Source organism: Methylocystis sp. NC52PC, assembly GCF_055698645.1.
In genome coordinates this window covers 75,731-88,050 of the sequence record NZ_CP170126.1, presented here as the reverse complement: position 1 = coordinate 88,050, position 12,320 = coordinate 75,731, and the positions used below count along the sequence as shown (strand labels likewise).

The window sequence follows — 12,320 nt, the reverse complement described above, 5'->3', positions numbered from 1 at the left end:
AGTAAAATCAAGCCCCAGGCTCACTATCTCTCAGCCGCTGGCCAATTCCTTGGTGGCTGTTAATCAACCCCGACTATGCAGACGATGCGTGTCGCGCCCGCGCAGTAGTCGAAGCTATCGTGCGTGTGCCCGTGGATCCAAAGCGCCGGCCGGCGGGCCTCGATGACGTCCGAGAGGTCGATGACGAAGCAGGGCGTGGTGGGTCGCGACCACCGTCGGGCCGTCGAACGGCGCAGCGAGGGTGGTCTCGATGAACCGGCAATCGTCGACATGGCGGTCCAGGGCGTCCTCGGGCGAGAAGCGGGCGGACCCCATCGGGCCCCGACGCTCGATGCGATAGTGGTTGAGCCCGCGTGCGGCTTGAGCCATCGACCACTCGGGATGTGCAAAGAGCTTATAGTCGGTCCAGAGGGTCGCGCCGACGAAGCGCACGCCGTCGATCACGACGACGTCGCAGTCGAGCAGATGCACGTGCGCGGTCGTCCCGGCGTATTCCTTGCCGGTCCGCATCGAGATTTCGACCTCGCGTCCGTAGAGTTCGTGGTTCCCCGCGACGACGATCACCGGCTTGTTGGGGAAGCTCTCATGCCCGAAGTGCACGGCCTGCCGGGGCGACCCGGCGATGTCCCCGGCGAGCACGGCCACGTCGAACTTCGGCAGCCTTTGGGGGAGCGCCCAGAACTGGCTGACGAACTGGTGTGCAGGTCCGACAAGGATATCACCTGCGAACGACTCAAACGTCAGAAGATGGCGCGCTTGAAGGCGCTGGATGCGCCATTTGACGCGCCTTGCTTCGCGTTCAAAACTCCAGTCACGTGGAGCTTCTTGAGCAATCTGGTCTGCATATTGTTGAGGAGGTGCGGGTTCTTGACCAAACAGGTTGCTATGAGCCACTTCTCGAGGAAGTCGACCGAGAGCAGCTTGCCGCTTTTGGGTCTTTTCCTGAGCCTGCCAGTTGTCGTCATCATCGGAAGGAGAAAGATCACCGGCTTGCCCCTCTTGGGGAGCACGCGATTATACTTGAGACAATTAGAGGCGTTCATGGCCTCTGCGACAAGGCGGGTCGCGCATGCTTGTCCCACGTAGAACGGCGTGAATCCCTTGCCGGCGCGGATCGCAAAAACATAGCACCCGCAAGCACTCGAAAGGCCTTCCCATTTATCGTCGGCCTCCTGCCTCAGGTCGAAATAGGATTGTGTGTCGATGAGGTTGTTCGGACCGTGCCTCGTGATGACGAACGGGCCAACGACATCGAAATTCACGTTGCTTCCTCTCAAATCAATCGAGCGAAGAATCAGAATCACTTCAGCGTGGCAGATGTGCAGGCGACGTCAAGGGTCGAGATCAGGTCGGGATCATCGTCTCCAACGCCCGCCCGGTTCACCCGGGTCGACACCACCCATTCCCGCAAGGCATCCTCAAGCGGCGGCTTGAGCAGCGAGGACGGGTCGTCGCCCCGCATCCACGCTGAGGCATCGCGCCAGTCGAGGATTACCGGCATGCGGTCGTGGAAGCGGCTCATCCAGCCGTTGGCGGGACCCACCACGATCGTGGTCGACGTCAGCGGCTCGCCGGTCTCGGGATGTTTCGCCTGCTCCCAAAGTGCGGCGAAGGCCAGCGGCTCGCCGGAAGGCGCCGTGAAGTAGTGGGGCGTCTTGGAGCCCGGTGCGCCGGTCCATTCGTAGAAACCGCTCGCTGGGATGATGCAGCGGCGCGCCTTGAAGGCCGAGCGGAACATCGGCTTCTCGGCCACCGTCTCGGCGCGGGCGTTGAACGTCGCAGGAAGCTCCTTCAGCGGCTTCTTCCACCACGAAGGGACGAGGCCCCACCGCATCGGGACGAGTTCGGCGCCGTCCTCCGTCGGCCTGATGACCTCGACCGCCGTCGTGGGGGCGATGTTGTACCGCGGCGGCAGGTTGCGCGGCTGGCCGATCAGCCCGGCGAGCCGGTGGATCTGCGCCCATGACAGGTGCTGGGTGAAGCGTCCGCACATGGCGGGACGATACTGAAGGAGCCTGTTCGGCGCCAGATGGCCCGACATGGCCCGGAGGCCGGGCGGTCGCAGGCGACGGGGCAGGTGAGAGGCACCTGAGCGCTGTTGCAATCTGGGGGCGACCGCCTGATCAGTCCGGGATCTTCTGCCTCCGCCCGAAGACGGTCCGATACTCACGCTCCACGCTACGCCTTAGTGGCTCCGGGCTCCGAGGAGGACGAACGGAGCCGGCCGGCTGCGTATCGGCAGCCGTTCGAAGGTGCGTTCGCGTATGGTGAGAGCCGTGTTCATGGATGTGAAAATAAGAACAAACCTAGAACAGAGGCAAGCCGGCCAAGCCGTGTTTTTTCGAAAAATGATGCCGCTCATTTGAATCAATGGGTTGGCGGGAAAGCCAGGTTTTCCCGCGGCTTCCGCGGAATCGGGTTGGCGAATCGGTGTCCTCATGCCACGTTAATTATGTTGAAAGTCAGAAAGCCAGATATCTAGGTTTCCATGGTAGGAAGGAAGAAAGGCGAGGCCAAATCGGAGAAACCCGTCCGCGCGGACGGGCGCAAGCCGTTCTTGGCCTACCTCGAACCCGAGCTGATCAAGAACCTGAAGAAAGCCGCGCTGGATGACGAACGCAACGCCTACGAGATCGTCGAGGAGGCGGTCGGGGACTGGCTCGCACGACGCGGGAAGAAGCGTTCCGGCTGACGTCTCTGCCGAAGCAAATGGATTTCAGGAGCGGGATTATAAGATGCTGCAAACGGTCAAGGACGCCTGCCGGTTCGACCCGAAGGCCATCGATTACGCCCTGAGCGAGCAGATTGAACAGCTCGAGGATCTCGTCGGCCACGACGAGAAATCTGCCGAGGCTTTCTTCGCGAAGACCTATGTCACGAACGGCATGAAGACCCTTCTCCGGCAGGGTCTCCAGCGCCTTGCCGGGTCCGCGGGACAGGCCGTCTTCGAACTCAAGCAGTCCATGGGCGGCGGCAAGACGCACTCGATGCTCGCATTGGGGTATCTGGCCGCGAACCCCTCCCTCGCGCACCTCGTCCCCGGCGATGTCGTGAAGGACTTGTCGCCGTCGATCGCCCGCGTCGTCGCGATCTCCGGGCGTTCGATCTCCCGCGACAAGTATCTCTGGGGCGACCTCGCAGCGCAGCTCGGCAAGGCCGAGAAGTTCCTTGAGTTCTACAAGGGCAGCCCGCAGGCGCCCAACGAGAAGGACTGGATCGACCTCTTCGGCGACGAGCCGACGCTCATCCTGCTCGACGAGCTTCCGCCCTACTTCGGCTACGGCGTCACCCAGCAGGTCGGCGGCGGCAATCTCGCGGACATCACCGTCTACGCGGTCTCGAACCTGCTGTCGGCGGCGCTGAAATTGAAGCGCCTGTGCATCGTCATCTCGAACCTGTCGGGCAGCTATCACGACGCGACGAAGCAGATCGCCGGGATGATCCAGAAGTCCGTCGGCGACCTCCAGAAGGAGGCGAACCGGCAGGCCAAGAGCATTACGCCGGTCGAACTCGGCTCCGACGAGATCTACCACATTCTCCGCAAGCGCCTGCTGCTGGAGGAGCCGAACTCCGACGTGGTCGACGCGGTCGCTGCCTCCTTCTCCGAGGCGATTTCGGACGCCGTGAAGTCGAAGACGGTCACCAAGTCCGCCGAGCAGATCGCTGACGAGATCGTCGCCTCCTACCCGTTCCACCCCTCGTTCAAGCACATCCTAGCCCTCTTCAAGGACAACGAGAGCTTTCGCCAGACGCGCGGCCTGATGACGCTCGCGGCGATGATGGTGCGCTCCGTGCAGGCGCGGGGCACGAACGATGTCTACCTCGTCGGCTGCCAGCACATCGACCTGACGCAGGCCGACATCCGCGACGGCCTGACCAACATCTACGACCTCTCGGGCGCCATCGCGCACGACATCGCCGGCACCGAGAGCGCCCGCGGCCACGCGCAGGTCATCGACGAGCAGATGGGCAGCGACGCGGCCAGTCAGGTCGCAAGCCTGCTGCTGATGGCGTCCCTCCCCGAGGCTAGCGGCGCCGTGAAGGGGCTCACCAAGCCGCAGATCGTCGAGAACCTCGTCGCCCCCCTCCGGTCGCCGATCTCCTTCGATGAGGCGTTCGAGAAGCTGCGCGCCGAGTGCTGGTATCTCCACAAGCGGGAAAACGAGGCGTGGGTCTTCGCCAAGAACGAGAACCTCCGCAAGAAGATCGAGAAATACGCCGAGGGGGCGCCGCAGCCGAAGATCGACACCGAGATGCAACGGCGTCTGCTCGCGGTGTTCGAACCCGCCCGGAAGATCGCCTATTCCCAAGCGCTCGCCCTGCCGAAGGTCGAGGACATCAAGACGGGCAGCGGACGCCTCCTCTTGGTTCTCAGCCCTGACAAGAAGGTGCCGCCGGAGGACGCCAAGCGCCTGTTCGAGGCCGTCCCCGAGAAGAACAACTTCTGCATACTGACCGGCGACGGCAGCGATCTCGCGAAGCTCGAAGACAAGGTTCGCCGCATCTGGGCGGTGGCGAAGGTCTTCGCGGAGGACGGAGGCGAGAAGTCCCCCAATGCGGCGGAACTCAACGAGGAGACGGAGCAGGCCGAGTTCGATTTCAATTCGACGCTCACCACCCTGTTCAACCGGCTCCTGTACCCCGGGAGGGACGCCAAGAGCGGCGAGGCCACGCTCCTCGCCGTCGCCCTCAAGATGACGCCGACGAAGGCCAAGGACGGCAAGTCGAATACGATCGACGGCGAGACGGCCGTAGAGGAGGCTTTGGCCTCGGTCGGGGCTTCCAAGCTCTACCGGTTAATCACCGACGAGAACTGGGACACGCTACGCAGCCGCGCCGAGGCGATGCTGTGGATCGGCGGCGACCGGCGGGCGCGCTGGAAGGACATCCAGGAGCAGGCAATCTGCAACGTGCGCTGGCCGTGGCTCCCCTCCAAGGGCCTCGACGAGCTTCTGAAGCGCGCGCTCAACACCGGCGTCTGGCGCGACAACGGCGATGGCTACATCGAGAAGGGGCCGTTCCCGGCGGCCAAGACCTCCGTGAAGGCTGTCACGCGCGCCTATGACGACGCGACCGGCAAGGCGACGATCGACCTGACGGCGGCCAACGCCGGTGACAAGGCCCGCATCCATTACGCGTCGACCGAGGACGTCTCCGCATCCTCTCCGACCGTCGAGGAGTTCACCTTCGAGACGGACGCGACGGTGCTGTGGTTCGTCGCGGTCGACCCGGAGGGCAAGCACGAAACCGGTGCCCCTGAGAGGTGGACCAACACGTTGACGATCACCCACGACCCCAAGGAGGTCATGGGCAAGCGGACGGTCGCCCTCACCGTCAAGCCGCGGGGCGAGATCCGGTGGAACATCGACGGCACGAACGTCAAGGAAGGCAAGATCTACGGCGGGCCCATCGAGATCCCCGGCGAGGCGGAGACGACCCTCTACGTCTACGCCGAGGACGCCGGTGTCTCGGCGACCAAGAACTTCACGATCCGCGCCGTCACCGGCGGCAAGGCGATCATCGACCCGGCGAAGCCTGCATTGGTCCCGAAGAAAACCAAGCTCGCGACGACGGCGGACACGTTCACGACGATCAAGGCCGGCAAGAAGACCAACGCGGTCTTCGGCAAGGGAGTCGTCATCACCGTCGGCAAGGGCGACCTCAACGCCACGACGCGCTTCGGACCGGGGACAGATCTCACGTCCGAGGCCGTCGAGAACTTCGTCACGGCGGCGCGCGCCGCCCTCGGCGACGAGAGCGCGGAAGTCGAGTTCGCCTTCGGCGAGTTCAGGTTCGCCAGCGGCGCGGACCTGAAGGAGTTCCTCGATGAGACGTCCGCCCAGATCAGCGTAGACCCCGAAGAGGTCCAGCAGTGAGTGGCAAGAAGACGATCGGCTTCGGCGTTCCGAACGAGATGGATCCCCACCATTTCACGGTGGAGATCCCTGCCGCGCGGACCGAGCCTGTCGTCATCACGGAGCACTTCGGGCTCCGCGGCGGCAGCGATGGCCGCCCAGATTCCGTCGTTCGTTGCCGCCTGCCGCGCGCCGCATGGGGCGCCATCGCCGAGGAATCGAAACGCGTCCTGAACGAGCGGCTCAAGGAGAAGAAGCTATCGACGAGCCGCTGGTCGAGCGGGACCAACAAGGTGGAGCGCCTTCTCGGGCGGGAATTGTGCGTGCTCGCTTGGGCGGTGGAGTCGGCCTCGAAGGACCTTATCTCCAACGCGATCCGCAACTGGGTGGGCCTGAGGTCGGACGAGCGCTGGTGGCTTTTCTCAATGGCATCGGCGATGACCGGGGGTGAGGACGACGGCGATGTAGGCTGGCGCAAGGCCATCAGGATCGCCCTGACGGAAAATCCGACCGGGGAGGAGGTCGCCGCCATTCGGACGAGCAAGGTCAAGGCGAAGGAAAAGGCCAAGGCCGACCGCCCCGAGCTTCCGCGTCTGTTCGAGGATTGAGTGGATAAAGAGATGGACAAATTGATTTCCAAGGTGCCGGTGACGCCCTTCTCATTGAAGGACGCGCCCTCTCTCATCGAGCGGGTCTGGCCGGCGCAGAAGATTTCCGTTGAAACTAAGCGTGAATTCGACGCGCATGGCGCCCAGACGCTGACCCCCCTCGGCTCCTATTGGAAAGGGCGGAAACGCCTTGTCTATGTGCGCGCCTGCGTGCTTGGAGCCCTCCTCCCGGCGACGGGCGATCCTGAGACGGATCTCGATGTCTTCGAGAAGTTGATGGCGATCGACGACCGAGCCTTCCTCGCGCGCGAGATCAAGCTTAAGCCTTTCGAAATCGCCGGGCTGGCTGTCCAAGCTGGAGCCTTGGAGAAGGCTGAACTTTCACGTTTCTTTTCGGTCCGCCGCGTGGAGGAGCCGACGCAGGACGATTTCGAACTTGCGTTGGAGGCGGGTGGACTGGAGTGGAATTGTCCGGAGAGCGAAAAGGATCGACTCCGGCTCGCCGCCTACTCGCAGTGGAGCTACGAAGGAAAAGTCTCCAAGTGTCTTCGACCTGAAGAGCTGGCGAATTCGGCATATGACGCCATCTGGCCAGAGGTGAATCGCCATCTTGGGACCAAGGCGGGTTCGATCGTCGAATTGGTCGAGCAGTTGGGTATCATGCGCTTCGGCCACCGACCCAAGGTCGCCGATACATTCTCAGGCGCCGGCTCGATCCCCTTCGAAGCGGCGCGGGTGGGGTGCGACGTCTATGCGTCCGATCTGAATCCCATCGCATGCATGCTGACGTGGGGCGCCCTCCATCTTATCGGCGGTGGCGATCGGCTAAAAGACAGCCTGGAGGCTGCCCAGAAGCGCGTCACCGACGCCGTCGACAAGAAAATAGTCGATCTGGGCATCGAGCATGATGAGGAGGGTAACAGGGCGAAGGCCTATCTCTACTGCGTCGAGGCGCGCTGCCCGAGCACGGGCTGGCTGGTCCCCCTCCTGCCGTCGCTCGTCATCAGCAAGATCCGCCGGACAATTGGCCGGCTCGTGCCGAACCACGGGGAGAAGCGGTTCGACATAGAGATTGTTTCTAATGTTTCGATGAAGGAGCTGGAGGCGGCGAAGAAGGGAACGGTGCAGAAAAGCGCGCTGGTCTACTCGCTCGACGGGGAGGAGCATCGCACGCCGATCGCCACGCTTCGTGGCGACGTCCGCAAGGCTGGCCGCGACACTGAGAACCGGCTTCGACGCTGGGAGAAATCCGATGTCGTCCCACGTCCGGATGACATCCTCGGAGAGCGTCTTTATTGCATCCAATGGATCGCGAAGGAAACGCTCGACAAAGGGCGTCAAACGACGTTCTTCGCGGCTCCGTCAGAGAAGGATCTTGAGCGGGAGGCGAAAGTCGTCGAGTTGGTTCGGAAAAATCTTGCCGCGTGGCAGGAGAAAGGCTTCGTCCCGGACATGGAGATTGAACCGGGCGAAAAGACTGACGAACCTATTAGAACGCGGGGTTGGACCCACTGGCACCACCTTTATTCTCCGCGACAGCTTTTGATCGCGGCCTACGTGGCCGAGGAAATCAATAAGGAGAAGGACGGGGAGATTCGAGGCTGCCTCGCTTTCGACCGGACATTCTTGGCAGACAAGTCGGCTCGCTTGTCGCAGTGGCGTCTAGGTTCTCCGGGACGGGAAGACCGCGCCGCCTCGGCGGATGGTGTAGAACACGTCTTCTACAATCAAGCGCTGAACACCTTCTATAATTTTGGCGCCCGCGCGTTCTATGGACTCCGCACTAACGAACGGATCAATTACAAATTCTGCCAGTTGGAGGCGAGTTCGCGGGTCGTCACACACCCGGCTGAGGCGATCAAGGAGAGCGCCGATCTCTTCATTACAGATCCGCCCTATGCCGACGCCGTAAACTATCATGAGATTACCGAATTCTTCATCGCGTGGCTGAGACGAAACCCTGCGCCGGCCTTCGCTGGATGGACTTGGGACTCTCGTCGATCTCTGGCAATCGCTGGCGATGGTGAGGCGTTCCGCAAAGCCATGGTCGACGCTTACGGCGCGATGGCGAAGCACATGCCCGACAACGGCCTCCAGATCGTGATGTTCACCCATCAGGACGCCGCCGTGTGGGCCGACATGGCGCAGATCTTCTGGGGCGCCGGGCTAAGGGTCATGGGCGCTTGGTACGTTTCGACGGAGACGACGTCCGAGACCAAGAAGGGCGGCTACGTCCAAGGAACCGTGACCCTCGTCCTCCGCAAGCGGAAAGACGGCGAGGACGGATTCAAGGACGAGGTCGTTCAGGAGGTCCGCTATGAGGTCGCGGAGCAGATCGACACGATGGTCGGCCTGAACCAGTCCCTGAAGGGCCATGGGCGCGTCGAGAACCTCTTTGAGGACGCCGACCTTCAGATGGCCGGTTACGCGGCTGCCCTGCGCGTGCTGACCAAATACGCGAAGATCGATGGCGTCGACATGACGAAGGAGGCCCTGCGTCCGCGCAAGAAGGGCGAGAAGGGGATCGTCGGCGAAATCATCGAATTCGCGGTGCAGGTCGCGAACGAGCACATGGTCCCCGAGGGCATGCCTCCGAAGGTCTGGGAGAGCCTCTCTGGCTGCGAGCGCTTCTTCTTCAAGATGATGGACATTGAGACCACCGGGGCGAAGAAGCTCGACAACTACCAGAACTTCGGGAAGGCTTTCCGGGTCGCCAAATACGACGACCTGATGGGATCGATGGCCCCGAACGACGCGCGCCTGAAGTCCGCCAAGGAGTTCAAAAAGGCCGGCTTCGAGGGCAGCGAGTTCGGCGCCTCGAAATCTCGCGCCTTGCTCTACGCGATCTACGAACTTCAGAACGACGTCGAAGGAGACGATGTCCTCGCGCACCTTCGCGATCTGGTCCCTGATTACTTCAACAGTCGCGAGGAGTTGATGGCGCTGGCCCAATACGTCGCGACCAAGCGCGTCGGGAAGGACGATGCAGAATCCCGGGCGGCGGGTATCCTCCATGGATTGATTCGCAACGAACGTTTCGGATGACCTGATGGATGCGGCGGCGGGCGGGAAGCGGGAAACGGCGCTGGTAGGGGGCGGGAGGCTGAACCGCTTCTCCTCCCGCCACGGGCGCCTGTCCCATGTCTACCTGAAGGATCGCCTTCAGGGGGCTACCGAGTATCTTCGGATCGCCGGCTACTTCCGCTCCTCGATCTTCGACCTGGTCAACGAGGAGATCGAGTCGATCGGCAAGGTCCGCGTGATCTGCAACGCCGACCTCGACCCTCAGGACATAAACGCCGCGAAGCAGGCCCGAGAGCAGCTCCTGAAGGAGCGCTGGAACGACGTCGACGATTCCGTCGAGAGTTTCCTCCGGCGCCCACGATACAAGCGGCTCTACGAGATCCTGAAGAAGGGGAACGTGGAGATCCGCGTGGTCTCCCGGGTCGACGCGCCCTTCCTTCACGGCAAGGCGGGGGTCATCCGCGGCGCCGACGGGTCGTCGACGGCCTTCATGGGCAGCCTGAACGAGACCCGGGAGGGCTGGAGCGAGAACTACGAACTGGTCTGGGAGGACTCGTCGCCCGACGGCGTCGCTTGGGTCGGGGACGAGTTCGAGCATCTGTGGGCGCTCGGGAAGCCGCTCCCGGACGCCATCGTCGACGAGATAGGCCGCAGCGCGCGACGCGTCGAAGTCCAACTCGAAGAGCTCGAGGCGCAGGATCTCGCGCCGGCGGCCCTCGTCGAGAGCAATCTCTACCGCGGTGGCGAGCAGTTGATGTCATGGCAGAGGGCCTTCGTGGGCCTCTTCCTGCATCACCGCGAGGTCTACGGAAAGGTGCGCCTCCTTCTCGCGGACGAGGTGGGCGTCGGCAAGACGCTGTCGCTCGCGGGCAGCGCGCTCGTCTCTGCGCTGCTCGGCGACGGGCCGGTTCTCATCCTCTGCCCGGCGACGCTGACCAACCAGTGGCAGATGGAGCTGAAGGACAAGCTCAACATCCCCTCTGCGGTCTGGCTTTCCTACGAAAAGGCTTGGCAACTTGATCCCGACGAGGCGCCGCTTCCGTCCGTCGGACCGGAGGGCATCACCAAGTGCCCGCGCCAGATCGCCATCGTCTCGACCGGCCTGATCTTCCACAAGACGGAGGAGCGGCGGCTCCTGATGTCGAGGAAGTTCGGCCTGCTGATCCTGGACGAGGCGCACCGGGCAAGGGGGGCCAAGAACAAGGGAGCCGACGAGCGCAAGGCGAACAACTTGCTCGACTTCATGATGACGGCCACGGGGCGCGCAAGACACGTCCTCTTGGGAACCGCGACGCCGATCCAAACCGATGTCGCCGACCTGTGGGACCTTCTCAAGGTGTTGAGCCAAGGGGTCGAGTTCGTCCTTGGCGACGGGTGGAGCAAATGGCGCGACCAGTCCCAAGCTGTGCCCATGATCACCGGCGCGGTCCGGCCCACGACTGAGCGCGAAGGATGGGAATGGTTCCGTAACCCGATGCCTCCGGCCAAGGAGGCCGACGTCATATTCGGCCACGTGCGGAACGCGATCGAGCTTCCGGACACCTCGTTCGTGGCGACCCGCGCCTACAGCGAAATCCCTGACGAATACGGGGATCTTCGCCCCTTGTTCGAGGAGACCGTCGTCGAGCCTTCCAACGGGCTGACCTTCTTCCAGAAGAACAACCCGATCGTCCGTCACGTGGTGCTGCGGCGCCGGTCGACCTTGGAGGATGCGGGCCTGATCCCGAAGATCCCGGTCGATGTCCACCCTCTCGAAGGACAGGCCGCGCCCGTGATGTTCGACGGCGTCGCGCTGCGGACCTCCTCGTCATTCGGCGGCGCCTACGAAGCCGCCGAGAAGTTCACCGCCGCCTTCCGCAGGCGACAGAAGGCCGCCGGCCTCCTGAAGGGGCTTCTGCTCCAACGGCTGTGCTCCAGTGTTGCCGCTGGCGTGGCGACGGCCAAGAAGCTGCTGGAAGGACGCCCGATCGACGACGAGGAATTCCGGCTGGAGCTCGGGGACGGCAAGATCGACATCGTGGACGAGGAGCGTCGGCATCTCCAGACGATCATCGACCTCCTTGAGAGGGACCCCGCCGATCCGAAGCTCGATGCGGTGATGTACTACCTGCTCAACCCGCAGCGGGCGTGGCTGGAGATGGGCTGCATCATCTTCAGCCAGTACTACGACACGGCCAAATGGGTCGGCGATCGCCTGACCGCGAGCCTGCCCGGGGAAACCGTGGCCGTCTACGCCGGCGCCGGGAAATCCGGGCTCTTCAGGGACGGCGAGTGGAAGAGCGTCGAGCGCGAGTTCATCAAGAAGGCGGTCAAGGAGCGTGAAATCCGACTGGTCGTGGCGACTGACGCGGCCTGCGAGGGCCTGAACCTTCAGACTCTCGGCACCCTGATGGACGTCGACCTTCCGTGGAACCCCTCCCGGTTGGAGCAGCGCATCGGGCGCATCAAGCGCTTCGGGCAGCGTCGCGAGAAGGTCGATATGCTCAACCTCGTCTACCAAGGCACGATCGACGAGAAGGTCTACGCGACCCTCTCGCAACGCATGCGCGACCGCTATGACATCTTCGGCACGCTGCCGGATGTCATCGAGGACGAGTGGATCGAGGACATCGAAAACCTCGCTGAAAAATTGAAAGACTACACGACGAAGCGGCAGCAACAGACCAACGCCTTCGACCTCCGTTATGCCGAGAGCGTGACCGAGGACAAGCACCAGTGGGAGTTGTGCGAGCGAGTCTTGGCGCGAACGGACGTCACGAAGCGTCTGTCGCGGGGCTGGGGCGAGCGGGAAACCGCCTGAAACAATTACGATCATTTGAGGAGCAACCGATTC

General features: G+C 63.0%; 8 protein-coding genes. 5 read left to right on the top strand and 3 right to left on the bottom strand.

Translation table 11 applies throughout. The features are described from left to right. Positions 1-114: 114 nt before the first annotated feature. The 3 genes from ACETII_RS01305 to ACETII_RS01295 form a co-directional block, all read right to left on the bottom strand. The gene (locus ACETII_RS01305) at positions 115-645 is read right to left on the bottom strand and encodes a metallophosphoesterase family protein (protein ID WP_472785429.1); all 531 of its coding nucleotides are present in this window, start codon (positions 643-645) and stop codon (positions 115-117) included. 95 nt (positions 646-740) lie between these two features. Then, a complete protein-coding gene (locus tag ACETII_RS01300; protein ID WP_472785428.1) occupies positions 741-1,262 on the bottom strand; it encodes a hypothetical protein in 522 nt (173 codons plus the stop codon). 38 nt (positions 1,263-1,300) lie between these two features. Continuing rightward, entirely contained in the window at positions 1,301-2,041 is a 741-nt protein-coding gene (locus ACETII_RS01295; RefSeq protein ID WP_472785427.1) for an SOS response-associated peptidase, read from the bottom strand. Positions 2,042-2,557: 516 nt separating this feature from the next. Here ACETII_RS01295 and ACETII_RS01290 point away from each other — a divergent pair. Genes ACETII_RS01290 through ACETII_RS01270 form a run of 5 tightly spaced genes read left to right on the top strand, consistent with a single transcriptional unit; the run spans position 2,558 to position 12,287 of the window. Beyond that, entirely contained in the window at positions 2,558-2,692 is a 135-nt protein-coding gene (locus tag ACETII_RS01290) for a hypothetical protein (RefSeq protein WP_472785426.1), read from the top strand. 43 nt (positions 2,693-2,735) lie between these two features. After that, on the top strand, positions 2,736-5,876 hold the full coding sequence (locus ACETII_RS01285; RefSeq protein WP_472785550.1) for an anti-phage-associated DUF499 domain-containing protein: 3,141 nt from the start codon (positions 2,736-2,738) through the stop codon (positions 5,874-5,876). Beyond that, a complete protein-coding gene (locus ACETII_RS01280) occupies positions 5,873-6,463 on the top strand; it encodes an anti-phage-associated DUF3780 domain-containing protein (protein ID WP_472785549.1) in 591 nt (196 codons plus the stop codon). The genes ACETII_RS01285 and ACETII_RS01280 overlap by 4 nt, the downstream gene beginning before the upstream one ends. 12 nt (positions 6,464-6,475) lie before the next feature. Continuing rightward, positions 6,476-9,508 carry an anti-phage-associated DUF1156 domain-containing protein gene (locus ACETII_RS01275; protein ID WP_472785548.1) on the top strand — a complete coding sequence of 1,011 codons (3,033 nt, stop codon included), beginning with the start codon at positions 6,476-6,478 and terminating at the stop codon, positions 9,506-9,508. 4 nt (positions 9,509-9,512) lie between these two features. Continuing rightward, positions 9,513-12,287, top strand: coding sequence for a phospholipase D-like domain-containing anti-phage protein (locus tag ACETII_RS01270; protein ID WP_472785547.1), 2,775 nt, complete (start codon positions 9,513-9,515; stop codon positions 12,285-12,287). Positions 12,288-12,320: the final 33 nt, after the last annotated feature.